Source organism: Stenotrophomonas sp. 278 (genome assembly GCF_003935715.1).
In the GTDB taxonomy this organism is placed as follows: Bacteria; Pseudomonadota; Gammaproteobacteria; order Xanthomonadales; family Xanthomonadaceae; genus Stenotrophomonas; species Stenotrophomonas maltophilia_AH.
The window spans coordinates 1-26,703 of record NZ_RHPP01000057.1 but is presented as its reverse complement, the minus strand read 5'-3'; the positions used below and the strand labels follow the sequence as shown (position 1 = coordinate 26,703).

Here is a 26,703-nt window from a genome sequence, read left to right as displayed (position 1 = left end):
GGCTGAAGCCGGTGGCCGGCAGCCGCCGCGGCCTGGGCGCGCTGGTGCGCTGGAGCGTGTTCGGCGTGGCCTGGGTGATCGTCAAACTGTGGCGCGGCCTGACCGCCGTGGTGGGGCCGGTCATGCGCAAGGCCAGCGATCTGGCCATGAAGCCCTACGCCGGTGCCGAGCGCGGTTACCTCAAGCTGCTGCCGAGCGCGCTCGCCCATCCGGGCAAAGTATTGGGCCTGGCTGCCCTGGCGTTCGTTGCCACCCTGGCGATGGTGCCGATGCTGGGCGCGGACCTGATTCCGCAGCTGGCCCAGGATCGCTTCGAAATGACCGCCAAGCTGCCCGCTGGCACGCCGCTGAAGCAGACCGACGCCTTGGTGCGTGAGCTGCAGCTGGCACATGCCAAGGACGACAGCGTCGCGTCGCTGTATGGGGTGAGTGGCAGCGGCACCCGGTTGGATGCGAATCCCACAGAGAGCGGCGAGAACATCGGCAAGCTGACCGTGGTGATGGCAGGCGGCGGCAGCGCCAGGAGCGAAGCGGAGATCACTGAACGCCTGCGTGCGTCGATGCAGGAGCACCCCGGCGTGCAGGTCGACTTCGCCCGCCCGGCATTGTTCAGTTTCTCCACGCCGCTGGAAGTGGAACTGCGCGGCCAGGACATGGCCACGCTGGAGCGTGCCGGCCAGGCGTTGGCGGCGATGCTGCGCAACAACCCGCACTACGCCGACGTCAAGTCGACCGTGGAAGAAGGCTTCCCGGAAATCCAGATCCGCTTCGACCAGGAGCGCGCCGGTGCGCTGGGCCTGACCACCCGCCAGATCGCAGACGTCGTGGTGAAGAAGGTGCGCGGCGACGTGGCCACCCGTTACAGCTTCCGCGACCGCAAGATCGACGTGCTGGTGCGGGCGCAGGAAGGCGACCGCGCCAGCGTGGAAAGCATCCGCCGGCTGATCGTCAACCCTGGCAGCAGTCGCCCGGTCACCCTGGACGCGGTGGCCGAAGTGGTGGCCACCAACGGTCCCAGCGAGATCCATCGGGCCGACCAGACCCGGGTGGCGGTGGTTTCGGCCAACCTGCGCGACATCGATCTGGGCGGTGCGGTGCGTGAAGTGCAGGCCATGGTGGCCGAGCAGCCGCTGGGCGCGGGTGTCGGCATGCACATCGGTGGGCAGGGCGAGGAGCTGGCTGAATCGGCGCGCTCGCTGATCTTCGCGTTCGGCCTGGCGATCTTCCTTGTCTATCTGGTGATGGCCTCGCAGTTCGAATCGCTGCTGCATCCCTTCGTCATCCTGTTCACCATTCCGCTGGCCCTGGTTGGCGCGATCCTGGCGCTGATGCTGACCGGCAAGCCGATCTCGGTGGTGGTGTTCATCGGTTTGATCCTGCTGGTGGGGCTGGTGACCAAGAACGCGATCATCCTGATCGACAAGGTCAACCAGCTGCGCGAGGCCGGCGTGGCCAAGCACGAGGCCTTGGTGGAAGGAGCGCGGTCCCGCCTGCGTCCGATCATCATGACCACGCTGTGCACGCTGTTCGGCTTCCTGCCGCTGGCAGTGGCGATGGGCGAGGGCGCGGAAGTGCGTTCGCCGATGGCGATCACCGTGATCGGCGGCCTGCTGGTCTCCACCCTGCTGACCCTGCTGGTGATTCCGGTGGTGTATGACCTGCTCGATCGGCGTGGCGATGCGTACTACCGCGAACGCGGCCGCCAGCACGCACACGCCGCAGAACCCAGCGACGGCGGCGAACCCGCACAGGAGCCGGCATGAGCGTCGCCGAGTTTTCCATCCGTCGGCCCATCACCACCATCATGTGCTTCGTCTCACTGGTGGTGGTGGGCCTGATCGCCGCGTTCCGGCTGCCGCTGGAGGCGCTGCCGGACATCTCCGCGCCGTTCCTGTTCGTGCAGGTGCCCTATACCGGGTCCACCCCGGAAGAGGTCGAACGCACCATCATCCGGCCGACCGAAGAAGCGCTGGCAACGATGACCGGGATCAAGCGCATGCGCTCCCAGGCCACCTCCGAAGGAGCCAGCATCTTCATCGAGTTCAGCGACTGGGATCGCGACATCGCGATCGCCGCGTCCGACGCGCGCGAGCGCATCGATGCGATCCGCAGCGACCTGCCCGATGACCTGCAGCGCTACAACGTGTTCAAGTGGTCCAGCAGCGATGAGCCGGTGCTGAAAGTACGACTGGCCAGCAGCAGTGACCTGACCGGCGCGTACGACATGCTCGACCGTGAGTTCAAGCGGCGCATCGAGCGGATACCGGGCGTGGCCCGGGTCGAGATCTCCGGAGCCCCACCGAACGAGGTCGAGGTCGCCATCAACGCCGACCGCCTGACCGCGCACAACCTGAGCATCAATGAGCTGAGCGAGCGCCTGCGCACGCTGAATTTCTCGATTTCGGCCGGGCAGATCGACGACAACGGCCAGCGCGTGCGCATCCAGCCGGTCGGCGAGATCACCGACCTGCAGGAGCTGCGCGACCTGGTGATCGACACCAAAGGCCTGCGCCTGGGAGACATCGCCGACATCCGGCTCAAGCCCAGCCGCATGCCGTACGGTCGCCGCCTGGATGGCAACCCGGCCGTGGGCCTGGATATCTACAAGGAGCGCAGCGCCAACCTGGTGGAAGTCTCGCGCGCTGCACTGGCCGAGGTGGAATCCATCCGCAAGCAGCCGTCGATGCGCGACGTCAACATCAAGGTCATCGACAACCAGGGCAAGACGGTCACCTCGTCGCTGCTCGAGCTGGCCGAGGCCGGTGCGGTGGGTCTGCTGCTGTCGGTGACGGTGCTGTTCTTCTTCCTGCGCCATTGGCCGTCCACGCTGATGGTCACCCTGGCCATCCCGATCTGCTTCGTGATCACCCTGGGCTTCATGTACTTCGCCGGGGTCACCCTCAACATCCTGACCATGATGGGCCTGCTGCTGGCGGTCGGCATGCTGGTCGACAACGCCGTGGTGGTGGTGGAGAGCATCTACCAGGAACGCGAGCGCATGCCGGATCAGCCGCGGCCCGCATCGATCATCGGCACCCGCAACGTGGCCATCGCGCTCAGCGCCGGCACCCTGTGCCATTGCATCGTGTTCGTGCCCAACCTGTTCGGCGAAACCAACAACATCAGCATCTTCATGGCGCAGATCGCGATCACCATCTCGGTGTCGCTACTGGCCTCGTGGCTGGTGGCGGTGAGCCTGATTCCGATGTTGTCCGCGCGCATGCAGACGCCAAAGCTGGTGCACTCGCAGACCGGCGTCATCGCCCGCCTGCAGCGTCGTTACGCCCAGGTGCTGCAATGGACGCTGGAACACCGTGGCTGGAGCGTGTTCGGCATCATCATGGTGGTGCTGGTCAGCCTGGTGCCGATGAAGCTGACCAAGGTCGACATGTTCGGCGGCGAAGGCGGCACCGACGTGTTCATCGGCTACAACTGGAAGGGGGCCTACACCCGCGCACAGATGTCCGATGAAGTGGCGCGGGTCGAGCAGTACCTGGACCAGAACCGCGAGAAGCTGCACATCACCCAGGTGTATTCCTGGTACAGCGAACAGGAAGGCAGCAGCACCGTTGTCACTCTGGACGAAAAGCATGCCGGCAACATGGCGGCCGTGCAGGAGAGCCTGCGCAAGGGCCTGCCACGTTCGGCGCGCGCCGACTACGTGGTGGGCAACCAGGGCGGTGACGGCGGTGGCGGTGGCGGCAACCAGGGCGTGCAGGTGCAGCTGGTTGGCGATTCCACCCAGATGCTGCAGGAGATCGGCGAGGAAGTGGTGCCGCTGTTGGCCCAGCGCAAGGAACTGCGCGACGTGCGCATCGACAACGGCGAGAAGGGCAGCGAACTGTCCATCCACGTCGACCGCGAGCGTGCGGCCGCGTTCGGCTTCAACGCCGAGCAGGTCGCCAGTTTCGTCGGCCTGGCCCTGCGCGGTGCCCCGCTGCGCGAGTTCCGTCGCGGCGACAGCGAGGTGCCGGTATGGGTGCGCTTCGCCGGTGCCGAGCAGAGCAGCCCGGAAGACCTGGCGAGCTATACCGTGCGAACCGGCGACGGGCGCTCGGTGCCGCTGTTGAGCCTGGTGGAGGTCAGCATCAAGCCTTCGGCCACCCGCGTCGGCCGCACCAATCGCCAGACCACGCTGACCATCAAGGCCAACCTGGCCGAGAAGGTGACCGCGCCGGAAGGCCGCAAGGCGATGGAAGAGATCCTCAAGCCGATGAGCTTCCCGGCCGGCTACAACTTCACCTTCGACGGCGGCGATTACGGCGACGACGATGAGGCCATGCAGCAGATGATGTTCAACCTGCTGATCGCGCTGGTGATGATCTACGTGGTGATGGCGGCGGTGTTCGAATCGCTGCTGTTCCCGGCAGCGATCATGAGCGGCGTGCTGTTCTCGATCTTCGGGGTGTTCTGGCTGTTCTGGCTCACCGGTACGGCGTTCGGGATCATGTCGTTCATCGGCATCCTGGTGCTGATGGGCGTGGTGGTGAACAACGGCATCGTCATGATCGAGCACATCAACAACCTGCGACGGCGTGGCATGGGCCGCACGATGGCGCTGGTGGAAGGCTCACGCGAGCGTCTGCGCCCGATCATGATGACCATGGGCACGGCCATCCTGGCGATGATTCCGATCTCGCTGACCGACACCCAGCTGCTGGGCGACGGCCCCCCGTATTACCCGATGGCGCGCGCGATTGCCGGGGGCCTGGCGTTCTCGACCGTGGTCAGCCTGCTGTTCCTGCCGACCATCTACGCCATGCTCGATGACATGAGCATCGCCGTGGCCCGCATCGTGCGGCGGGCCAGGGGATTGCCGCCGAAGGGCAGCGAGGCAGTGATCGAGCCGGCGTAGCAGGGCGGTAGTGTCAGGGCTTTCGCAGGAACCAGGTGCGAACCTTGTAGGCGTGGCCGAAGTCGACATGCTTGAAGCGGGCCACGTGCCGGTCCCCGCGCTGGTAGTAGCGCCATGGCGCGCTGGTGCGGGACCGGGTCGGGTCGAAGAACACGTCCTGGTGGCCGACCGGCATGCCTTTCGGCGTGACATGCATCACCACGCTGCGGCGTGTGCGGGACGCCGCATGGGGTGCCCCGCCATGGAACAGCTGCGGGTGCCAGATGATGACGTCACCGGGGGACACGTGGACGGGCTCAGCGCTCAAACCCGCGGCCGCACATTGCGCTGCGACCGCGCTCTGGTAGGCGGTCCAGCCTTCTGGCGACATCGGGTCGATGGGGCCATCGCCAAACACCTGCTGGCGTATCGCTGGCAGGTCGATCGGGGGCAAGGCGTGACTGCCGCGTACCACCATCAGCGGGCCGTTGTCGTCAGCAACCTCGTCCAACGCCACCCAGACGCCCATGTAGCGCCCCAGCGGCGAGGTCGCGAACAACGGGGTGTCGCGGTGCAGCGATTGTTCCGACCCCTTTTCGTAGTACAGGCTCGTGTACAGCGAAGTGGGCTCGCCGAAGAAGCGGTCGCAAACGTCGATCGCGGCGTTGTCGGTGAGCAGCTGCGTGATGGCGTCTACTGCAAGGTGCAGGTTGACGACACGGTACATGCGCCCGTGTTCGTCGAGATTGCGTGCGGCTGCTTTGGCATTGCGCGCTTTGAAGCGCGAGATGTGTTCATTGAGGGTGGACACCAGGGCCGGTTTCACCGCCCCGCGGACCACGACAAATCCATCCTGCTGCAAGCGCTCGAGATCGTCCATCCCTGCTTCTCCCGGAAAGGCGTTCAACCGCCGACCTTGTTCCACACCTGGAACCCGGTCAGCCAAAGTCCGAGCATACTGCCCAGATTGGTCAGCATGAAAGTCAGCACGACGCGGGTGACCCGGTTCCGGTACCAGCCCTTCAGCGTCTGCGCGTCATCACGCAGCTTCAGGAAGTCCTCATACGCCGGCTTGCGCAGTCGTGTTTCCACCAGCGCCGCGAACGCGCCGGTGGGAATGCTCAGCCGGAACGGCTTGAACGGGGCCACCACGATGGCGGTCAGGATGCTCAATGGATGGCTGCCGGCCAGCAGGCAGCCCAACCCAGCCAGGCCGCCGGTGTACATCGCCCAGGTCGCCAGCAGCTCCGCGCCCACGCCCATGCCACCGCGATAGAAGCCGACCACGATGCCGGTCAGCACCACGGCCAGGATGCCCAGGGTGATCCACGGGATATTGCGCTTGGGCGGCACGGCCTCCAGCGACTCACGCAGCGGACCGGGAGCCTCGGTGTCGCTTTCCAGATACTTCGCCAGCCCGGCCAGATGGCCGGCACCGACCACCGCCAGCACTTCGCGCTGGGCCGGGTCGTGGCTCTCGCGCAGGCGCGTGGCCATGTAGCGGTCGCGCTCGCCGATGATGGTCTCGTACAGCTCGGGGCTTTCGCTGGCGAACTCGCCGAAGCTGGCCTCGAGCATGTCGCCCTGCTTGAGCTTCTCGATTTCGTCTTCGCCGACGTCCTCAGAAGCAAACAGGCCAGCACCCAGGCCCATCACCAGCTTGATCTTGCCGAAGAAGCCCAGCCGCTGCGAGGCGCGCTTGAAGGTCAGGCCAACCTCGCGGTCGATCAGGTGCACTGGCAGGTTGCGTTCGTTGGCCAGCCCAACCGCACGCTTGAGCTCGGCACCGGGCTCGATGCCCAGCTGTTCGGCCAGCCGGCGCTGATACGCGGCCAGGGCGAGGTTGGCCGCGAACAGGGCAACGCGGCCCTTGCGGATCACCTCGACCAGGTCCAGCTTGGCCAGCGCGTCGGGGTTGGTCAGCGCCTGCAGGCGCTGCGGGTCCAGTTCCACCGCCACGGCGTCGAAGCGGCCGCTGTCGATCGCCTTCTCGACGGCCTGCACGCTGGCCTGGGACACGTGGGCGGTGCCCAGCAGGGTGTAGCGTACGCCGTCGCGTTCGACGACCTTGACCGGCTGCCCGGCGAACACGCTGTCGCCACTGTCTTGCGTTGTAATGTCGGTCATTGCTTCATTCATTGGAAGGGGCGCTGTCGGCACCATCGCCGAGCGCGCGCTGCATCTGCACCGTATCCAGCCAGCGGCCGTGCTTACGGCCCAGGCCACGGAACACGCCAACCAGATGGAAGCCGAAGCGCTCGTGCAGTTTGATCGAGGCAGTGTTGGAAGGTTCCCCGATCACCGCCACCATCTGCCGGTAGCCGCGCGCGACGCAGGCGTCGATCAGCCCCTGCATCAGCGCGGTGCCCACACCTCTGCCCTGGAAGGCGGCATCGACGTAGACCGAGTTTTCCACGGTCCACTGGTAGGCGATGCGCGCGCGGTAGGTATTGGCATAGGCATAGCCGGCAACCTGACCGTCGACGATGGCGACGATGTAGGGGAAGCCCCGGCTGACAATGTCGTGCATGCGCCGCTGCATTTCGGTGGCGTCGGGGACTTCGTACTCATAGGTGTTGACGAAGTCGGTGACCTCCACCGCATAGATGGCGGTAATGGCGGCGATATCCTCGTCGCGGGCGTCGCGCAGATGCACGGTCACGGGGCAGGGGTCCTGTGGATTCAGTCGATGTAGCGCTTGAGCAGGTCGCCATAAGCGTCGATGCGGCGGTCACGCAGGAACGGCCAGATACGACGCACGTGTTCGCTGCGCTGCAGGTCGACCTCGCAGACCAGCACGGTGGCGTCGCCACCGGCTTCGGCGATGAACTCGCCCTGCGGGCCGAGCACGTGGCTGTTGCCCCAGAACTGGATGCCGGAGGCCCCAAGCGGGGAGGGCTCGTGGCCGACGCGGTTGCAGCTGAGCACGGGCACGCCGTTGGCGACGGCGTGGCCACGGTGGCTGAGCACCCAGGCATCGCGCTGGCGGTTCTTTTCGTCCTGCTGGTCGTCCGGATCCCAGCCGATGGCGGTGGGGTACAGCAGCAGTTCGGCCCCGGCCAGGGCCATCAAGCGGGCGGCTTCGGGGTACCACTGGTCCCAGCACACGAGCACGCCAAGGCGACCGACGGAGGTATCGATGGGCTTGAAGCCGATGTCGCCAGGGGTGAAGTAGAACTTCTCGTAGAAGCCCGGGTCGTCGGGGATGTGCATCTTGCGATACTTGCCGAGCAGGGTGCCGTCCTTTTCAAACACCACGGCGGTGTTGTGGTACAGGCCGGCGGCGCGGCGCTCGAACAGCGAGGCGACGATGACCACGCCATGCTTCTTCGCGAGCGCGCCCAGGCGTTCGGTGCTGGGGCCGGGAATCGGTTCGGCCAAGTCGAACTCGTCCACCGATTCGTGCTGGCAGAAGTACGCGCCGTTATGCAGCTCCTGCAGCAGGACCAGCTTGGCACCCTGCGCAGCAGCCTCGGCCACGCGGGTTTCGATCACAGCCAGGTTGGCCTCGGCATCGCCATGGTTGCGCTCCTGGATCAGGGCGACGGTAAGGGGGTGACGTGGGCTCATCCGATGCGGGTCCTGCAGGCAGAAAAACGCAGTTTATCGCGGATGGGTCAGCGCCGCGTGCTGTCGGTTGAATGCGCGCCAACAGCCGGGATTGCTCGGGCTGCGTGTCGCCGGGCGTTGCCCGGCTGCTGTTGGATCTGGGCGAACAACCCTCAGCTGCCGATCTACGTGTCTGGGGCCGGCGGGTGGGGGGTACGGGACACGCCTTAAATCTCCCGTTAGGCTCGGGCGGCACATCCATGTGCCTTCACGGTCCCGTACCCCCCCCCCGCCGGCCCCGCGATACATGGTCGGTGGCCATGGGAAATGCCAGGTCGACGTGCTTTTGATCTTCGATGGCCACCGACGCACTGTCGGGGCGGGTCGGGGTGGGCTGGAGGGGGCACGAGCCGCATGGATGCGGCGATGAGCTTACATGGACGTATTCACAGCGTCCCCCGGAACGCCCGCCCCGATCCGCCAACCCAGGAGTGCTGTGGCCACCGGCTGTTCGCCCAAAACCAAAAGCGCCGGGCAGAGCCCGGCGCTACGTAGCAACTCGAATGCCGACAAAATGTCAGCCAGCCAACACACCCGCAGGCAACTGCATGGTGATGCAGTGCAGGCTGCCGTTCTGCCAGATCAGCGAGCGGCAGGGGACCTGCACGATTTCGCGGTCCGGGTAGGCCTTGGCCAGTACGTCGCGGGCGGCGTTGTCGGCTTCATCGCCGTAGGCCGGCATCAGCACTGCGCCGTTGAGGATCAGATAGTTTGCGTACGACGCGGCCAGGCGGCGACCTTCGTCGATCACCGGGCGTGCCCACGGCAGCGGGAACAGGCGGTACGGCTGGCCGGTGGTGGTGCGAAGCGCCGCCAGTTCGTTGCCCATCGCCTGCAGTTCGGCGTAATGCGAATCGGTGCTGTCATCGCACGCCTGGTAGACGATGCTGTCGGGCGAGGCAAAGCGCGCCAGCGTGTCGATGTGCGCGTCGGTGTCGTCGCCTTCCAGGTAACCGTGGTCCAGCCACAGTACGCGGTCCTGCGCCAGCCAGTTGGCCATGTCGGCGCTGAGCGAGGCGCGGTCGCGTTCCGGGTGGCGCTCGTGCAGGCACTGCCAGGTGGTCAGCAGGGTGCCTTCACCGTCGGTTTCGATGCCGCCGCCTTCCAGTGCGAACGGAATGCTCTGCAGTTCCGCGTTCGCGAACAGGCCCTGGCCATGCAGCACGCCGACCAGCTGGTCGTCCAGGCTCGCCTCGAACTTGCCGCCCCAACCCGTGAAGCGGAAGTCCAGCAGGCGGAAGCCGCCGTCGGCGCGGCGCAGGGTGATCGGGCCAGAATCGCGCAGCCAGGTGTCGTCGTACTGCGCGGTGACGAAACGCACGCGGTCCATGTCGATGCGGTTGGAGCGCAGGCGCGCGTCCGCATAGGCCTCCAGGTCATCGTCGGCGACGATGATCACCACCTGCTGGAAACGGGTGATGGCCGTGACCAGCGCGATGTAGGTTTCTTCCACGTCCGCCAGGCGGTCGGCCCAGTCGGTGTCGGCGTGGGGCCAGGCGATCAGGATGGCCGACTGGGATTCCCATTCGGCTGGAAAGCGGAGCGTATCGTTCATGGTCTCGGTGCAATGGCCCGCGCCGGGCGCGGGCGTAAAGGGGTCAGCGGATCGCCGGCTTCGGGCCGACTTCCTCCGCGCTGGCCTTGTTGGCCACCACGTCGATCACCTTCGCCTTTTCAAAGTAGACGGTGAACTGCGGGTAGACCCAACGGTTGATGGTCGGCCACTGGCGCTTCTGGCCGCCACGCGGCTCCAGCTTTTCGCTCGGCTCGCCGAACGTGGCCAGCACCTGGCTGGCGGTCTGGCCGCGCACCGGCACCATCGCAGCAGGCTGCTCCTTGGTGCGGTCGATCAGCAGGGTGTCGGCGTGGGCGCTGGCGCAGGTCAGCAGGGCAAGCAACGGCAGGGTGGTCAGGTAACGCTTCATCTCGATCTACTCCCCAGTGTCAAGAAATGCGATTACAACAAAAAACGGCAATAAAAAACCGCCCGGAGGCGGTTTTTCATTCAGGTAGGACGCGGCCGGTGGCCGTGAACCGCCTGAGGCTCAGCGCTGGCGAGCCTTGAAGCGCGGGTTCGACTTGCAGATCACGAAGATCTTGCCGCGACGACGGACGACCTTGCAGTCGCGGTGACGGGCCTTGGCCGACTTCAGAGAGGACAGGACTTTCATTGCATACCTCGGCGTAAACGTGGATTCAGGTGGAGCGCGGCCGCGATATGCAGATGACAATCGGCAGGTGACGCTCGTTCAAGCCCGCCATTCTACCGGCCTTTTCTCCATCCTTTCAAGTGGTTGCACCAAAAAGGTCTCGGCAGGGGTCGGGCAGGGGCTAGAATGGGGGGTCCATCACACAGGGAAACCCATGAATCCGCATCCTCCCGTGCTTACCATCGACGGTCCTTCCGGGGCCGGCAAGGGCACCGTCAGCCGTATTGTCGCACGGCGACTGGGCTGGCATTACCTGGATTCGGGGGCGCTGTACCGCGCCGTGGGCGTGGCCGCCAGCTGGGCCGATATCGACACTTCCGACGCTTCGGCACTGGTCCGCTGCACGTTCGACACCAAGGTCCGCTTCGTCGAGACCGCCGACGGCGCGCTGCGTGTCATGGTCAATGAGACCGACGCCACCGACGAGCTGCGGCTGGAAACCACGGGTGCGCTGGCCTCAGCCATTGCCGCCATCCCGGAGGTGCGGTCCGCCCTGAAAGAGCGCCAGCGCGCATTCAGGGTCGAGCCTGGCCTGGTCGCCGACGGCCGCGACATGGGGACGGTCATCTTCCCGGATGCCCCGTTCAAGGTCTTTCTGACCGCCAGTGCCGAGGAGCGCGCGGAGCGCCGGCATAAGCAGTTGAAAGACAAGGGGGTTTCTGTTAACTTTGATGACCTCCTGCGCGAGATCATGGCCCGCGACGCCCGTGATGCACAGCGCACAGTGGCGCCCCTGAAGCCGGCAGACGATGCCGTCGTCATCGACACCAGTGGAATCGGCATCGACGAAGTCGTTGCCAGGGTTCTGGATCTGCTTCCGGTTTCGGGTGCCTGATCCGTTGTAAGGAGGCCGTCAATCCATCGACGGTAGTCGCACCATTGCAAGGCAACACAAGCTCCGTCCCGCACTGATGCGTGGCGGTTTTCCTACTTAACACACGACCTGCTTCATCGGGGTCGACCAACAGGCGGGCAGTACACGGAACCCTTGAAGGGAACCCCTGCCCATGTGTCCAACAGAGTAAATCTAATGACCGAATCATTTGCCGAACTGTTCGAAGCCAGCCAGGCCAATCTGGCCAAGCTGAAGCCGGGCGCCATCGTCACCGGTACCGTCGTGGAAGTCCGCGGCGACGTCGTGGTGATCAACGCTGGCCTGAAGTCTGAAGGCATCGTGCCGATCGAGCAGTTCCGTAACGACGCTGGCGAAATCGATGTCGCCGAAGGCGACCTGGTCAAGGTTGCCCTTGACTCGATCGAAAACGGCTTCGGTGAAACCGTCCTGTCGCGCGAGAAGGCCAAGCGCGCCATGGTGTGGGACGAGCTGGAAGAAGCGTTGGAAAAGAACGAAACCATCACCGGTCGCATCAGCGGCAAGGTGAAGGGTGGCTTCACCGTGGACATCAAGGATGTCCGCGCGTTCCTGCCGGGTTCCCTGGTCGATGTGCGCCCGGTGCGCGATCCGGCCTACCTGGAAGGCAAGGAGCTGGAATTCAAGCTCATCAAGCTGGACCGCAAGCGTAACAACGTCGTTGTGTCGCGCCGCGCTGTCGTCGAAAGCGAGCACTCGGAAGAGCGCGAGCAGCTGATGGACAAGCTGCAGGAAGGTGCCATCCTGAAGGGTGTCGTCAAGAACCTGACCGATTACGGCGCGTTCGTGGACCTGGGCGGTATCGACGGCCTGCTGCACATCACCGACATGGCATGGAAGCGCGTGCGCCATCCGTCCGAAGTCGTGAACGTCGGCGACGAGCTGGACGTGCGCGTGCTGAAGTTCGACCGCGAGCGCAACCGCGTTTCGCTGGGCCTGAAGCAGCTGGGCGAAGATCCGTGGGACAACATCGCCCGTCGTTACCCGGCCAACAGCCGCGTGTTCGGCAAGGTCTCCAACGTGACCGATTACGGCGCGTTCGTCGAGATCGAGCCGGGCGTGGAAGGCCTGGTGCACGTTTCGGAAATGGACTGGACCAACAAGAACGTCAACCCGTCCAAGGTTGTGCAGGTCGGTGACGAAGTTGAAGTGATGGTGCTGGACGTCGACGAAGAGCGTCGCCGCATCTCGCTGGGCATGAAGCAGGTTGCCGCCAATCCGTGGGAAACCTTCGCTGCCATCCACAAGAAGGGCGACAAGGTGTCGGGCCAGATCAAGTCGATCACCGACTTCGGCATCTTCATCGGCCTGGACGGCGGTATCGACGGCCTGGTGCACCTGTCCGACATCAGCTGGAACACCACCGGCGAAGACGTGGTCCGCAACTTCAAGAAGGGCGACAACCTGGACGCCGTCGTCCTGGCCGTCGATCCGGAGCGCGAGCGCATCAGCCTGGGCGTCAAGCAGCTGGAGCAGGATCCGTTCGGTCAGTACATGGCTGCCAACCCGAAGGGTTCGAAGGTCGAAGGCGTGGTCAAGGAAGTGGACGCCAAGGGCGCAACCATCGAACTGGCTGACGGCATCGAAGGCTATGTGTCGGCTCGCGACGTTGCCAATGAGCGCGTTGACGATGCGACCCAGTTCCTGAAGGTCGGCGACAAGGTGGAAGCCAAGTTCGTGGGCATGGACCGCAAGGGCCGTACCCTGCAGCTGTCGATCAAGGCCAAGGACGACGCCGAAATGCGCGAAGTGCTGGAGGAATACCAGTCTGCTTCGGGCGGCACCACCCAGCTGGGCGCGCTGCTGCGTGCACAGCTGAACGGCAACAAGTCCGAGTAATCGGCCTTACCCGTTGCAGTAGTTTCCTGAGCGGCCCGGACATCTGTCCGGGCCGTTTCAGGGTTGGAATCCCTCGAAGCGAGTCCGCAATGACCAAATCCGAGCTGATCGAAATCCTGGCGCGCCGACAGGCGCATTTGAAGTCGGACGATGTCGATCTGGCGGTAAAGTCGTTGCTGGAAATGATGGGGGGGTCGCTGGCCGGCGGTGATCGCATCGAGATCCGCGGGTTCGGCAGTTTCTCGCTGCACTATCGGCCGCCTCGACTGGGGCGCAACCCCAAGACCGGTGAATCGGTCGCGCTGCCGGGCAAGCACGTCCCGCATTTCAAGCCGGGCAAGGAACTGCGTGAGCGCGTCAGCGCCGTCGTTCCGCTGGAAGGCGATCCCGCCTGAGTCTTTTTCCCTGCAACGCTGCAGGCTGGTAGAGCGGGTCGCAGGTCCGCTACTCTTGGTCCCTGACGGAATGGGAGCTGCCGCATGAAAATCGCACGTCTGTTGATCCTGTTGGCCGTGCTGGTCGCCGGGCTCATTGTCGGTGCCCTCAATTCACAGGAAATGACCCTCAAGCTCGGGTTCACCGAGATCCATGCCAGTACTGGCCTTGCGATCACCGTGGCTCTATTGGCCGGTGTGCTGATCGGAGCCGGGCTGGTGCTGGTGGGCATGGTCATTCCGCTTTATTCAAAACTGCGCAAGGCGCAGAAAACGGTGCCGGTCACGTCGGCTGCACCGGTTGCACCCTCTACTTCTTCTTTTGACGGACGCTGAGCGCCGATGGAATTCGTCTCCGAGTGGTTCTGGTTTTTCCTGTTCCTGCCGCTGGCGGCAATCTCTGGCTGGGTGGTCGGCCGGCGCGGTGGTCAGCGCCATGGTGACAACCAGGTCAGCCGCCTCTCCAGCACCTACTTCCGTGGTTTGAACTACCTGCTCAACGAGCAGCCGGACAAAGCCATCGAGCTGTTCCTGCATATCGCCGAGCTGGACAAGGAAACGTTTGAAACCCAGGTCGCACTGGGGCATCTGTTCCGTCGCCGCGGCGAGGTCGACCGGGCCATCCGTCTGCATCAGGGCCTGGTCAACCGCACCGACCTGAGTGACGCGCAGCGCGTGCAGGCCCTGCTGGCGCTCGGCGAGGACTACATGAAGTCCGGTCTGCTCGACCGCGCCGAAACCGTGTTCACCGAGTTGGCGCAGATCGACCAGCGCGCTCCGCAGGCACTGAAGCACCTGATCGGGATCTACCAGGCCGAACGCGACTGGGAAAAGGCGATCGACAACGCCACCCGCTATGAAGAAGTGACCGGCGAACCGATGGGTAAGCTGGTCGGGCAGTTCGAGTGCGAGCTGGCCGAGCGCTTCCGCGGGGCCGGCAAGATCGACGAAGCCCGTGCGGCGATTGCGCGGGCCTACCAGGCCGACGCGATGTCGGTGCGCGCCGGCATCATCGAAGGCCGGCTGGAAACCGATGCCGGCAATGCCGAAGCGGCCGTCCGTGCCTTCGAGCGCGCTGCCCGCAACGACCCCGAATATCTGCCCGAAGTGCTGCAGCCGCTGATGCAGAACTACCGCAAGGTCGGTGACCTGGGCGGGGCGCGGGCGTTCCTTTCGGAAATGACCGAGCATTACCGCGGCATCGCGCCAGTGCTGGCGCTGACCCAGCTGATGGAAGAGCAGGAAGGCGTCGCTCCGGCTCGCGCGTACCTCGGCCGCCAGCTGAAGGATCGTCCGTCGGTGCGCGGCGAGTCCGCACTGATCGACCTGACCTTGGCCGAAGGCGCGGATTCCACCGCGACCCTGCACGATCTCAAGCACATCACCGACCAGTTGCTGGTGCGCAACCCGGCTTACCGCTGCACCCGCTGTGGTTTCGGCGCGCGCACCCACCACTGGCAGTGCCCCAGCTGCAAGGAGTGGGGGACGGTCAAGCCGCTGCTGAACTACGCGGTGCTCTGAGCCATGGGCCTGATTGGCGGGCTGGGGTTGCTGGCGGCGCTGGTGACCTCGGCGGCGCTTACCTGGGGTGCGCGTTATTACGCGCTGCGGCGCAACCTGATGGACCAGCCGGGTGAGCGGCGCAGCCACGTGGTGGCGACCCCGCGCGGCGGCGGCATTGCCATTGTGCTGACCCTGCTGTTGTCGGCGCTGGCCGCAGCGCTGTACTGGCCCGAAGCCTGGGTCACCCTGGCCGTGTTCAGCGTGGGCCTGGTGCTGGTGGCTGGCATTGGCTGGTGGGACGACCATCGGCCGTTACCTGCCGTTCGTCGGCTGCTCGTTCATGTGGTCGCTGCGGCGCTCGTGGCAGGCCTGGTCTGGCAGGCGACTCACAACCCCGTGCAGGCACTGCTGGCGTTGCTGTTCACCACGTCCCTGATCAACATCTGGAACTTCATGGATGGGATCAACGGCATCGCGACCACCCAGGCGGTGCTGGCCGGGATTGCCCTGGCCTGTGTGCTGCCGGGGCCACTGGCCTTGGCCGGGGCGGTGCTGGCTGCGGCCTGCCTCGGTTTCCTGCCGTTCAACTTTCCCCGGGGCCGGATCTTCATGGGCGACGTGGGCAGTGGGGCGCTGGGCTATGCGATTGCGGCGCTGGTCTGCCTGGGCAGCGTGGCCACGGACATCTCCTGGCTGCTGCTGCTGGTTCCGCTCACCGCCTTCCTCGTGGACGCAGGCTTCACACTCTTGTCCCGCATGCTTTCAGGACAACGCTGGATGGAGCCCCACACCCAACACGTCTACCAGCGCGCGGTCAAAAGTGGCAAAAGCCACACTTTTGTGACCGGAATGTACTTTGTTTTTGGTCTGTTCAGTATTACAGTGTTTAATGCATGCACGAATTTGCAGCCGAGGTGGGAGGCTGCCGTGGCCGTCGCGTGGTTGACCCTGGCGACTGGTCTTTGGCTACTCCTGCGCAAGGGAATGTGCCACTAATAGGATTGCTAGTTTTATGACGCCTTGGCAGGACCGTTTCACCAGTCTGCTTCCGCGCGCCGCGATTGTGGTGCACGACCTTTTCATGGTCTGGGCATGCTGGCAGCTGCTGCACGCCGGCCGGTACTCGATGCTGGCCGATGCGCCGTCGCTGCCGCTCTGGAACGTGGACACGTCGCTGGTTCTGGTCATCCAGGCGGTGGTGTTCTGGCGCGTGGGCCTTTATCGCGGGCTGTGGCGTTTTGCCAGCGTGGCTGACCTGCTGCATATATTCAAAGCCAGTTTCATCGGTCTGCTGGCCATCGTGGTGGTGCTGGCCTACAAGCGCTTTGCCGGCGTACCGATGTCCGTGCTGGTGATCTACCCGTTTGCCCTGTCCGCGCTGCTGGGTGCCCCCCGCCTGCTGTACCGCGCGTGGAAGGACTACCAGTCGCTGCAGACCGACGCCAGCGCCCGTCGCGTGCTGATTCTGGGCGCAGGCCAGGCGGCCGAAGCACTGGTGCGTGACCTGCGTCGCTCGGGCGACTTCGAGCCGGTTGGCCTGCTCGACGATGCGCCGCATCTGCAGGGGGCCAAGCTGCAGGGGCTGCCGATTCTGGGCACGCTGGATGACGCCCCCTCGATCGTGCGCGAAACCGCCGCCAAACTGCTGGTCATCGCCATCCCGTCGCTTGATGCAGCCGGCATGCAGCGGGTGGTCGCGATCTGCGAGAGCACCGGCGTGCCGTTCCGCACCGTGCCGAAGATCAATGACGTGCTGCTGGGCCATTCGTTGCCCGGCGAGCTCAAGGAGGTCGCCATTGAAGACCTGCTGGGCCGCAAGCCGATCCTGCCGGACTGGTCGCTGATCCGGGGCTGGCTGGGCGGGCGCACGGTGCTGGTCACGGGTGCTGGTGGCTCGATCGGCTCGGAGCTGTGCCGCCAGTGTGCGCGCCACGGGGCAGGGCGGATCGTGCTGCTGGAAATGAGCGAACTGCTGCTGCTGACCATTGAGGCCGAGCTCAAGCGCAGTTTCCCGGAACTGGAAGTCGAGGCGGTGCTGGGCGACTGCGGTGACCCGGCGGTGATCCGTCATGCGCTTTCGCTGTCGCCGGTCGATGCCGTGTTCCATGCGGCGGCCTACAAGCAGGTGCCGGTGCTGGAGCGTCAGCTGCGCGAAGCGGTGCGCAACAACATCCTGTCCACCGAGACAGTGGCGCGGGCCTGCGTGGAAGCGCATATCGAACATTTTGTGTTCATCTCCACCGACAAGGCCGTGGACCCGGTCAACGCGCTGGGGGCGAGCAAGCGCTACGCCGAGATGATCTGCCAGAGCCTGGACCAGAAGACCACCCAGACCCGCTTCGTCACCGTGCGCTTCGGCAACGTGCTGGCCTCGGCGGGCAGCGTGGTGCCGCTGTTCCGCGAGCAGATCCTGAAAGGCGGCCCGGTGACCGTGACCGACCCGGAAGTCACCCGCTACTTCATGACCATTCCCGAGGCCTGCCAGCTGATCCTGCAGGCTGCTGCATCGGCTTCGCACGGGGCGATCTACACCCTGGACATGGGCGAGCCGGTGCCGATCCGTGTGCTGGCAGAGCAGATGATCCGCCTGGCCGGCAAGCAGCCGTACAAGGACATCGCCATCATCTACACCGGGCTGCGCCCGGGCGAGAAGCTGCACGAAACGCTGTTCTATTCCGACGAAGACTATCGTCCCACCGCGCATCCCAAGATTCTGGAAGCCGGCGTGCGTACCTTCGCCCGCGACCAGGTGCTGGGTAACGTGCCGCGCCTGCGCGAGGCCATTGCCAACTACGACACCGATGCGATCAACAGCATTCTGTTCGCGACGATGCCGGAGTTCTCGCCGCTGCAACAAGATAATCACGTCGGATCGGCTAATGTGGTGCCCTTTCCGGCACGAGAGGCCAACAGGCAGTGACCCATAAGCGTATCCGCAAGGCGGTGTTCCCGGTCGCAGGACTGGGAACACGCTTTCTTCCTGCAACCAAGACCGTTCCCAAGGAAATGCTGCCGATCATCGATCGGCCGCTGATCCAGTATGCCGTCGACGAAGCCATCGAAGCAGGGTGCGATACCCTGATCTTCATCACCAACCGCTACAAGCATGCGGTGGCCGATTATTTCGACAAAGCCTACGAGCTGGAGCAGAAGCTCGAGCGGGCCGGCAAGCAGGAACAGCTTGAGCTGGTTCGTCATGTGCTGCCCAATGGCGTTCGAGCGGTGTTCGTCACCCAGGCCGAAGCGCTCGGGCTGGGGCATGCCGTGCTGTGTGCCAAGGCCGTGGTCGGCGATGAACCGTTCGCCGTGCTGCTGCCGGACGACCTGATCTGGAATCGCGGCGACGGCGCGCTCAAGCAGATGGCCGACCTCAACGAGGCCACGGGTGCCAGTGTGATCGCGGTCGAGGACGTACCGCACGAGAACACCGCCAGCTACGGCATCGTCGCCACGGAGGCTTTCGATGGCCGCAAGGGTCGCATTTCGCAGATCGTGGAAAAGCCCAAGCCGGAAGACGCGCCGAGTGACCTGGCCGTGGTCGGTCGCTATGTGCTGAGCCCGAAAATCTTTGAACTGCTGGAAGCGACCGGTACCGGTGCCGGCGGCGAGATCCAGCTGACCGACGCCATTGCGACCCTGCTGAAGACCGAAGAAGTGGACGCCTATCGTTTCGAAGGCACCCGTTTCGACTGCGGTACCCACCTGGGTCTGGTGGAAGCGACCATCCGCTTCGCGCTGGAAAGCCACAAGCTCGGCAAGCCGGCCCGCGAGAAGCTGGCGCAGATGCTGGCCGAGGATTGACCAGGCACGGATGTGCTGCGCAATCCAACAAAAAAGGCAGCCGTGAGGCTGCCTTTTTTGTTTCGGTAGCGCCGGCCGTTGGCCGGCCCAGGCGGTAATGAGGGCCGGCTAACAGCCGGCGCTACCGATTCCCGTCAATCCAGCATCACAGCGATTCGAACACACCCGCCGCACCCATGCCGGTGCCGATGCACATCGTCACCATGCCGTACTTCTGCTGGCGGCGACGCAGGCCGTGCACCAGGGTGGCGGTACGGATCGCGCCGGTGGCACCCAGCGGGTGACCCAGGGCGATGGCACCGCCCAGCGGGTTGATCTTCGACGGATCCAAGCCGCAGTCACGGATCACCGCCAGCGACTGCGCGGCAAAGGCTTCATTGAGCTCGATCCAGTCCAGCTGGTCCTGGGTCAGGCCAGCCTGCTTCAGCGCCTTGGGAATGGCGGCGATCGGGCCGATGCCCATTACTTCCGGGCGCACGCCGGCGACCGAGAAGCTCACGAAGCGGGCCAGCGGCTTCAGGCCGTAGTCTTTCACCGCCTGCTCGGAGGCCAGCAGTACGGCGGCCGCGCCGTCACTCATCTGCGAGGAGTTGCCGGCGGTGACCGTGCCACCAAACTGGCCGTTGCGGAACACCGGGCGCAGCTTGGCCAGGCCTTCAGCGGACGAATCCAGGCGCGGGCCTTCGTCGGTGTCGACGATGCGGTCACGGGTGATGATGCGGCGACCATCGGCCAGATCCGGGGTGCGGGTGCGCACGTCGTACGGGCTGATTTCGTCCTTGAACTCACCGGCCTGGATCGCGGCGATGGCCTTCTGGTGCGAGGCGAGGGCGAAGGCATCCTGCTCTTCGCGCGAGACCTTCCACTCCTCGGCCACCTTCTCAGCGGTGATGCCCATGCCGTAGGCGATGGCGACGTGGTCGTTGTCGAATACGCTCGGAGCCATCGCGATCTTGTTGCCCATCATCGGCACCATCGACATCGACTCGGTGCCACCGGCCAGCATCAGGTCGGCATTGCCCAGACGGATCTGGTCGGCGGCCATGGCCACGGCCTGCAGGCCGGACGAGCAGAACCGGTTCACGGTCTGCGCGGCGATGGTGTTGGGCAGGCCCGCCAGCAGGACGCCGATGCGGGCCACGTTCATGCCTTGCTCGGCTTCGGGCATGGCGCAGCCGATGATGGCGTCGTCAATGCGGTTCACGTCCACGCCCGGGGCCTGGGCGACCACGCTCTTGAGCACGTGGGCGAGCATGTCGTCGGGACGGGTATTACGGAATACGCCCTTGGGTGCCTTGCCGACCGGGGTACGGGTGGCGGCGACGATGTAGGCGTCCTGGATCTGCTTGGTCATTGTGGTGATCTCTTATTGTCAGTTACGCAGCGGCTTGCCGGTCTTGAGCATGTGCGCAATGCGCGCCTGGGTCTTTTCCTGCTGGGCCAGTTCGACGAAGTGCTTGCGCTCCAAGGTCAGCAGCCACTCTTCGTCGACCAGGGTGCCGCGATCCACTTCGCCACCACACAGCACGGTGGCGATGCGCACGGCGATCTCGTAGTCGTACGGGCTGATGAAGCGGCCTTCCAGCATGTTGACCAGCATCATCTTGAAGGTCGCGATACCGACGTCGCCGGCGACCTGGATGCGACGTGCCGGCAGCGGCGGACGGTAGCCGCCTTCAGCCAGCGCGCGCACTTCGGCCTTGGCGATGTACAGCGCTTCGTAGCTGTTGAACACAACCTTGTCGGTCGGGCGCATCAGGCCGAGCTCCTGCGCGTTGACCGCGGAGTTGGAGACCTTGGCCATGGCCACGGTTTCGAAGGTCTTCTTCAGTTCGGCGAAGACATCGCCACCCGGGCCCGCGGCCTGGGAGGCGCGCACGGCCAGTTCCTTCAGGCCACCACCGGCCGGCAGCAGGCCGACGCCGGCTTCCACCAGGCCGATATAGCTTTCCAGCGCGGCCACGCTCTTTGCGCTGTGCATCTGGAACTCGCAGCCACCGCCCAGGGCGAGGCCACGCACCGCAGTCACGACCGGCACCAGGGAGTACTTGATCGCCTGGCTGGTGCGCTGGAAGTTGTGCACCATTTCTTCGAACTGGTCGACCTTGCCGGCCTGCAGCAGGCCCAGCGCGCCGGCCAGGTCGGCACCGGCGGAGAAGGGTTCCTTCTGCTGCCAGATCACCAGGCCCTGGAAGCCCTGCTCGGCGCGCTTGATCGCTTCCTGCAGGCCATTGAGCACGTGGTCGGAGACGGTGTTCATCTTGGTCTTGAAACTGACCACGGCAATGCCGTCGCCGTCGTGCCACATGCGCACGCCATCGTTTTCGAACACGGTTTCGCCCGGGCTGAAGGTTTCACCCAGCACCGGATCGGGGAAGCGCTGACGCTGGTACACCGGCAGGGCCGAGCGCGGCAGCTTGGCATTGCGCGACGGGCTGAAGCTGCCCTCGGCAGCGTGCACGCCGTCGCGGCCGTCAAAGACCCAGTCCGGCAGCGGGGCGTTGCTCATGCTCTTGCCGGCCACGATATCGTCGGCGATCCACTGCGCCACCTGCTTCCAGCCGGCGGCCTGCCAGGTTTCGAACGGGCCCAGCGACCAGCCGTAGCCCCAGCGGATGGCGAGGTCGACGTCGCGCGCGGTTTCGGCGATGTCAGCCAGGTGATAGGCGCTGTAGTGGAACAGGTCGCGGAAGGTGGCCCACAGGAACTGCGCCTGCGGGTGCTGGCTTTCGCGCAGCTTGGCGAACTTCTCGGCCGGGTTCTTGATCTTCAGGATCTCGACCACTTCCGGTGCGGCGGTGCGGTCAGCGGCGCGGTAATCCTGCTTCTCCAGGTCCAGCACCACGATGTCCTTGCCGACCTTGCGGAAGATGCCGGCACCGGTCTTCTGGCCCAGCGCGCCCTTGGCGATCAGCGCGTCCAGCCACTTCGGCGACTTGAAGTACTCATGCCACGGATCGTTGGGCAGGGTGTCGCCCATGGTCTTGATCACGTGGGCCATGGTGTCCAGGCCGACCACGTCGGAGGTGCGGTAGGTGGCCGACTTCGGGCGACCCACCAGCGGGCCGGTCAGGCCGTCCACTTCGTCAAAGCCCAGCCCGAACTGCTGGGTGTGGTGGATGGTCGACAGAATCGAGAACACGCCGATGCGGTTGCCGATGAAGTTCGGGGTGTCCTTGGCATACACCACGCCCTTGCCCAGGGTGGTGACCAGGAAAGCTTCCAGACCTTCCAGCACGGCCGCATCGGTGGTGCTGGCCGGAATCAGCTCGGCCAGGTGCATGTAGCGCGGCGGGTTGAAGAAGTGCACGCCGCAGAAGCGGTGGCGCAGCTGTTCGGGCAGCACGTCGGCCAGCTTGTTGATGCCCAGGCCCGAGGTGTTGGAGGCCAGCACCGCGTGGTCGGCCACGAACGGAGCGATCTTCTTGTAAAGGTCCTGCTTCCAGTCCATGCGTTCGGCAATGGCCTCGATGATCAGCTCGCAGTCCTTCAGCTGTTCCAGGCCGGTCTCGTAGTTGGCCGGGGTGATCGCTTCGGCGTACGACTTGCTCGCCAGCGGGGCCGGGCTCAGCTTGCCCAGGTTGGCGATGGCCTTGAGCACGATGCCGTCGGCTGGACCTTCCTTGGCAGGCAGGTCGAACAGCACGGTATCGACACCGGCGTTGGTCAGGTGGGCGGCGATCTGGGCACCCATGACGCCGGCACCCAGCACGGCGGCGCGGCGGACTAGCAGGGAATTGGACATGTCAGTAAGCCTTTGGAGGTCAGTTCAACCGGGCAGGGCCCGGCATTACGGGGTGGAAACGGGGGAGGCGGCTGCGCTGGCGCGGAAGCCGGCTTCGGCGAAATGGATCAGTTCGTGGGCGGCATGGGCACGATGCGCCGCTTCGGTGACACCTGCGGGTCGCTTGATCAACCCGAAGTCGGCCATGGCGTAGGTCAGCGAGCCGGCCAGGAAGTCCAGCCGCCAATACAGCTCTTCCTTGCTCAGCTCCGGCACGCAGGCGGCAATGGCCTTGCCGAAGTCACGCAGCACGTGGCCGTAGTGATCGGAGAGGAATTTGCGCAGGTTGTCGTTCTTTTCCGCATAGGCGCGGGCGATGACCCGGACAAAGGCACCGCCACTCTGGCGGTCCTGGGCCATGGCCAGGGCCGGCTCGACGAACGCCGCCAGCACCGGCCGCAGCTGCCCGGGATGGTCGCGGCGGGCGGCATCAAGCTGGGCCAGGCGTGCGGTGGTCATCTCGTCCATGCGCCGGCGGAACACCTCGTTGACCAGGTTTTCCTTGGAGCCGAAGTGATAGTTCACCGCCGCGATGTTGACGTCGGCCTGGCTGGTCACCTGGCGCAGCGAGGTGCCGGCAAAGCCGTGCTGGGCGAACAGCTCCTCGGCGGCCCCGAGAATGCGGTCCTTGGTGGAGAAGTGAGCGGGCTTGGCCATGGGCGGGGCAGAGTTCAATCAAACGATTGTTTGATATTAGACGTGCCGCCACCGGGAGGCATTGTGCGGTGCAGCAAGATGGTTGCCCGGCGGTCATCCACCTGAATACGGCCCGTTGTCATCGCGCGCGCGGACGCTGTAGAATTGACGAACGTATATCAGGCTAAGCCCGCGTTTTGACGCGGGTTTTTTTCATGTTACTCTCGGGTCGATCAGTGGCCCGCCCAACGGAGAACCTCCCATGGCGCTGGAGCGCACCCTTTCCATCATCAAGCCCGACGCAGTCGCCAAGAACGTGATCGGCGAAATCTACGCCCGCTTTGAAAAGGCTGGCCTGAAGGTCGTGGCTGCCAAGTACAAGCAGCTGTCGCGTCGTGAAGCCGAAGGTTTCTACGCCGTGCATCGCGAGCGTCCCTTCTTCAACGCGCTGGTGGAGTTCATGATCTCCGGCCCGGTGATGATCCAGGCCCTGGAAGGCGAGAACGCCGTGCTGGCCCACCGCGACCTGCTCGGTGCCACCAACCCGAAGGACGCTGCGCCGGGCACCATCCGCGCCGACTTCGCCGAATCGATCGACGCCAACGCCGCTCACGGCTCGGACTCGGTCGAGAACGCTGCCATCGAAGTCGCCTATTTCTTCGCCGCCACTGAAGTGGTCTCGCGCTGAGAGTAATGCCGTGAACGAGGTCGTACAGCCCACCGCCGCCATCCAGCCGTTGCCGAAGACGGCACCGACTGCTGGCAAGCAGAACCTGCTCGACCTCGATCGCGAGGGTCTGGAGCGCTTCTTCGCCGAAACCCTCGGCGAAGCGCGCTACCGTGCCCACCAGGTCATGAAGTGGATCCATCACCACTACGTGACCGACTTCGACCAGATGACCGATCTGGGCAAGGCGCTGCGTGCCAAGCTGCACGCACACGCCGAAGTGGTCGTTCCCAACATCGTGTTCGAGAAGCCTTCCGCCGACGGCACCCACAAGTGGCTGCTGGCCATGGGCACCGATGGCAAGAATGCGATTGAAGCGGTCTACATCCCGGACAAGACCCGCGGCACCCTGTGCGTGTCCTCGCAGGTCGGCTGCGCGCTGAACTGCACGTTCTGCTCGACCGCCACCCAGGGCTTCAACCGCAACCTGTCCACCGCCGAGATCATCGGCCAGGTGTGGGTGGCAGCACGCCACCTGGGCAATATTCCGCACAAGCAGCGCCGCCTGACCAACGTGGTCATGATGGGCATGGGCGAGCCGCTGATGAATTTCGACAACGTCGTGCGCGCGATGAGCGTGATGCGCGACGATCTGGGTTACGGCCTGGCCAACAAGCGCGTGACCCTGTCGACCTCCGGCCTGGTGCCGCAGATCGATCGCCTCTCCGCCGAGAGCGACGTCTCGCTGGCCGTGTCGCTGCATGCGCCCAACGATGAGCTGCGCGAAACCCTGGTGCCGCTCAACAAGAAGTACCCGATCGCCGAGCTGATGGCTTCGTGCGCGCGTTACCTGCGCGCCAACAAGCGCCGCGAATCGGTCACCTTCGAATACACCCTGATGCGCGGCATCAATGACACCCCCGAGCACGCCCGCCAGCTGGCGCGGCTGATGCGTCAGTTCGACAACGCCGTGCAGGCGACGAACTCGGGCAAGGTCAACCTGATTCCGTTCAATCCGTTCCCGGGCACCCGTTACGAGCGCTCGGACGATACCCAGATCCGTGCCTTCCAGAAGATCCTGCTGGACTCGAAGGTGCTGACCATGGTGCGTCGCACCCGCGGCGACGACATCGATGCCGCCTGCGGTCAGCTCAAGGGGCAGGTGATGGACCGCACGCGCCGCCAGGCCGAATTCAACAAGACCCTGCAGGGCGGGAAGAACCGGAATGCCGCTGCCTGACCTTCGATTGCCAGCCGTTGTCTTCGTCGCGCTGGCACTCGTCGGCTGTGGCAAGCAGGGCTTCACGATTCCGGACGACGTGCGTGGCGTGGCTCCGGAATACACCGCCCGGGACAACGCCGAAAGCCGTCGCCGGGCGAACTACCAGAACGAAGTGACCCTGGCCGCCGAAGCGCTGCGTCTGGGTGATCTGCCGGTGGCTGAAAAGCGCGGTCGCGCCGCGCTCAAGCTGGACGGCAGCCGCCCGGAGGCCTATCTGCTGCTGACCCAGCTGGCCAATGCCCGGGGGAAGGACGCAGAAGCGGGTGAGCTGCTGCGCAAAGCCGTCGAAGTGGCTCCGCATCGGGGCGACGTGCTCAACAACTATGGTGCCTGGCTATGTACTCATGGCCGCCCGGCAGATGCGTTGACCTATTTCGACCGGGCCATCGCCGCGCCGGGTTACGCCACGCCCGCTGCGGCACTGGCCAACGCCGGGGGGTGCGCGCTCGACGCCAACCAGCCTGACCGTGCCGCGCGTGACCTGCGCAAGGCACTGGCACTGGCTCCCACCAACGCCTATGCGCTCGAGTCCATGGCACGCAACGAGTACACCCAGGGGCGCTTTTTCGAGGCCCGGGCCTTCGTGCAACGCCGTCTGGCGACTGCACCGGCCACACGTTCCGTGTTACAACTTGCCTCTGATATCGAGGCGCAGCTGGGCGACGCAGTGGCATCGGGTCGCTATCTGCAGCGAATTCGCGACGAATTTCCGCAGGACGCGGCTCCTAACACCCGGGGTTGAAGCATTGTGATTGATGACCAGACTGAGAACGCTTTTGACACTGCAGCCGGATGCGGAGCACGCCTCCGTCAGGCGCGGGAAGCGGCCGGACTGACCCTTGAATCGGTGGGTAAAGATCTGCGCATGCCGGTGCAGGTCGTGAAGTCACTCGAGGCCGAGCAGTGGGATCGGCTGGGTGCCCCGGTGTTTGTGCGCGGCCAGCTGCGCAGTTATGCGCGCCTGCTCAAGGTCGACCTGGGCGATGCGCTTGAACAGGCCCACATCGGGCCGGTGGTGCCGCCGCAGCTGGTCAGCCACACCCATACACCGCGCGCCCGACGCATTGCCGAAAGTCTGGGGCGCCGTGCTCTGTACGTGGGCATCACCGCCGTGCTTGCGGTCCCTGTCTGGTTCGCCACCCGCGGCCATTTCGACAACAGCAGCAACACCCCCAACACCGCTTCGCTGGACGTGATTCCAGCGGCAGTGCCGGTTGCGGGCGGCAGCGAGGC

General features: G+C 65.0%; 24 protein-coding genes. 14 read left to right on the top strand and 10 right to left on the bottom strand.

Annotated features, from left to right (window positions below; translation table 11 throughout):
• Together EGJ34_RS11130 and EGJ34_RS11125 are read left to right on the top strand one after the other, a co-directional pair.
• A partial coding sequence (locus EGJ34_RS11130; RefSeq protein WP_148100491.1) for an efflux RND transporter permease subunit occupies positions 1–1,763 on the top strand: 1,763 nt, incomplete at its 5' end.
• Entirely contained in the window at positions 1,760–4,855 is a 3,096-nt protein-coding gene (locus tag EGJ34_RS11125; RefSeq protein WP_125360543.1) for an efflux RND transporter permease subunit, read from the top strand. The genes EGJ34_RS11130 and EGJ34_RS11125, both read left to right, overlap by 4 nt.
• Before the next feature lie 13 nt (positions 4,856–4,868).
• Here the strand turns inward: EGJ34_RS11125 and EGJ34_RS11120 are convergent, their stop codons facing one another.
• The 7 genes from EGJ34_RS11120 to ykgO form a co-directional block, all read right to left on the bottom strand.
• Positions 4,869–5,714: a phytanoyl-CoA dioxygenase family protein gene (locus tag EGJ34_RS11120; protein WP_125360542.1), complete on the bottom strand. Its 846-nt coding sequence runs from the start codon at positions 5,712–5,714 to the stop codon at positions 4,869–4,871.
• Positions 5,715–5,737: 23 nt separating this feature from the next.
• On the bottom strand, positions 5,738–6,961 hold the full coding sequence (locus tag EGJ34_RS11115) for a TraB/GumN family protein (RefSeq protein WP_185750146.1): 1,224 nt from the start codon (positions 6,959–6,961) through the stop codon (positions 5,738–5,740).
• A gap of 4 nt (positions 6,962–6,965) precedes the next feature.
• Positions 6,966–7,496 (bottom strand): GNAT family N-acetyltransferase, encoded by a 531-nt coding sequence (locus EGJ34_RS11110; RefSeq protein WP_125360540.1) that lies wholly within the window; start codon positions 7,494–7,496, stop codon positions 6,966–6,968.
• Positions 7,497–7,516: 20 nt separating this feature from the next.
• Positions 7,517–8,404, bottom strand: coding sequence for a carbon-nitrogen hydrolase (locus EGJ34_RS11105; protein WP_125360539.1), 888 nt, complete (start codon positions 8,402–8,404; stop codon positions 7,517–7,519).
• A gap of 556 nt (positions 8,405–8,960) precedes the next feature.
• Positions 8,961–9,998, bottom strand: coding sequence for an agmatine deiminase family protein (locus EGJ34_RS11100; protein ID WP_125360538.1), 1,038 nt, complete (start codon positions 9,996–9,998; stop codon positions 8,961–8,963).
• 43 nt (positions 9,999–10,041) lie between these two features.
• A complete protein-coding gene (locus tag EGJ34_RS11095; protein WP_125360537.1) occupies positions 10,042–10,368 on the bottom strand; it encodes a hypothetical protein in 327 nt (108 codons plus the stop codon).
• A gap of 120 nt (positions 10,369–10,488) precedes the next feature.
• The gene (ykgO, locus tag EGJ34_RS11090) at positions 10,489–10,614 is read right to left on the bottom strand and encodes a type B 50S ribosomal protein L36 (RefSeq protein WP_005409283.1); all 126 of its coding nucleotides are present in this window, start codon (positions 10,612–10,614) and stop codon (positions 10,489–10,491) included.
• 193 nt (positions 10,615–10,807) lie between these two features.
• Here ykgO and cmk point away from each other — a divergent pair, with 193 nt between their 5' ends.
• The 8 genes from cmk (at position 10,808) to galU (ending at position 19,101) form a co-directional block, all read left to right on the top strand.
• On the top strand, positions 10,808–11,488 hold the full coding sequence (gene cmk / locus EGJ34_RS11085) for a (d)CMP kinase (RefSeq protein WP_125360536.1): 681 nt from the start codon (positions 10,808–10,810) through the stop codon (positions 11,486–11,488).
• 195 nt (positions 11,489–11,683) lie between these two features.
• A complete protein-coding gene (gene rpsA / locus EGJ34_RS11080; protein ID WP_125360535.1) occupies positions 11,684–13,363 on the top strand; it encodes a 30S ribosomal protein S1 in 1,680 nt (559 codons plus the stop codon).
• A gap of 89 nt (positions 13,364–13,452) precedes the next feature.
• Positions 13,453–13,758 carry an integration host factor subunit beta gene (locus EGJ34_RS11075; protein WP_125360534.1) on the top strand — a complete coding sequence of 102 codons (306 nt, stop codon included), beginning with the start codon at positions 13,453–13,455 and terminating at the stop codon, positions 13,756–13,758.
• Between the two features lie 84 nt (positions 13,759–13,842).
• Positions 13,843–14,133 carry a LapA family protein gene (locus EGJ34_RS11070; RefSeq protein WP_125360533.1) on the top strand — a complete coding sequence of 97 codons (291 nt, stop codon included), beginning with the start codon at positions 13,843–13,845 and terminating at the stop codon, positions 14,131–14,133.
• Positions 14,134–14,139: 6 nt separating this feature from the next.
• Positions 14,140–15,318 (top strand): lipopolysaccharide assembly protein LapB, encoded by a 1,179-nt coding sequence (gene lapB / locus EGJ34_RS11065; RefSeq protein WP_125360532.1) that lies wholly within the window; start codon positions 14,140–14,142, stop codon positions 15,316–15,318.
• A gap of 3 nt (positions 15,319–15,321) precedes the next feature.
• Complete coding sequence (locus tag EGJ34_RS11060) at positions 15,322–16,296, top strand: glycosyltransferase family 4 protein (protein ID WP_125360531.1); 975 nt, start codon at positions 15,322–15,324, stop codon at positions 16,294–16,296.
• Positions 16,297–16,312: 16 nt separating this feature from the next.
• Positions 16,313–18,220 carry a nucleoside-diphosphate sugar epimerase/dehydratase gene (locus EGJ34_RS11055; protein ID WP_185750145.1) on the top strand — a complete coding sequence of 636 codons (1,908 nt, stop codon included), beginning with the start codon at positions 16,313–16,315 and terminating at the stop codon, positions 18,218–18,220.
• Positions 18,217–19,101 (top strand): UTP--glucose-1-phosphate uridylyltransferase GalU, encoded by an 885-nt coding sequence (gene galU / locus EGJ34_RS11050; RefSeq protein ID WP_125360530.1) that lies wholly within the window; start codon positions 18,217–18,219, stop codon positions 19,099–19,101. Before EGJ34_RS11055 ends, galU begins: the two co-directional genes overlap by 4 nt.
• Before the next feature lie 145 nt (positions 19,102–19,246).
• On the opposite strand, the gene EGJ34_RS11045 is transcribed toward galU, so the two are convergent.
• Genes EGJ34_RS11045 through EGJ34_RS11035 form a run of 3 tightly spaced genes read right to left on the bottom strand, consistent with a single transcriptional unit; the run spans position 19,247 to position 23,542 of the window.
• The gene (locus tag EGJ34_RS11045) at positions 19,247–20,455 is read right to left on the bottom strand and encodes an acetyl-CoA C-acyltransferase (protein WP_125360529.1); all 1,209 of its coding nucleotides are present in this window, start codon (positions 20,453–20,455) and stop codon (positions 19,247–19,249) included.
• Positions 20,456–20,473: 18 nt separating this feature from the next.
• Positions 20,474–22,846, bottom strand: coding sequence for a 3-hydroxyacyl-CoA dehydrogenase/enoyl-CoA hydratase family protein (locus tag EGJ34_RS11040; protein ID WP_125360528.1), 2,373 nt, complete (start codon positions 22,844–22,846; stop codon positions 20,474–20,476).
• A gap of 45 nt (positions 22,847–22,891) precedes the next feature.
• Positions 22,892–23,542, bottom strand: a complete 651-nt coding sequence (locus EGJ34_RS11035) for a TetR family transcriptional regulator (RefSeq protein WP_125360527.1) — start codon at positions 23,540–23,542, stop codon at positions 22,892–22,894.
• A 241-nt stretch (positions 23,543–23,783) separates the two neighbouring features.
• Between EGJ34_RS11035 and ndk the strand changes: the two genes are divergently transcribed.
• The 4 genes from ndk to EGJ34_RS11015 form a co-directional block, all read left to right on the top strand.
• Complete coding sequence (ndk, locus tag EGJ34_RS11030) at positions 23,784–24,209, top strand: nucleoside-diphosphate kinase (RefSeq protein WP_125360526.1); 426 nt, start codon at positions 23,784–23,786, stop codon at positions 24,207–24,209.
• Positions 24,210–24,219: 10 nt separating this feature from the next.
• Positions 24,220–25,428 carry a 23S rRNA (adenine(2503)-C(2))-methyltransferase RlmN gene (gene rlmN, locus EGJ34_RS11025; RefSeq protein WP_125360525.1) on the top strand — a complete coding sequence of 403 codons (1,209 nt, stop codon included), beginning with the start codon at positions 24,220–24,222 and terminating at the stop codon, positions 25,426–25,428.
• On the top strand, positions 25,415–26,212 hold the full coding sequence (locus EGJ34_RS11020) for a tetratricopeptide repeat protein (protein WP_125360524.1): 798 nt from the start codon (positions 25,415–25,417) through the stop codon (positions 26,210–26,212). The genes rlmN and EGJ34_RS11020 overlap by 14 nt, the downstream gene beginning before the upstream one ends.
• 6 nt (positions 26,213–26,218) lie before the next feature.
• A partial coding sequence (locus EGJ34_RS11015; protein WP_148100490.1) for a helix-turn-helix domain-containing protein occupies positions 26,219–26,703 on the top strand: 485 nt, incomplete at its 3' end.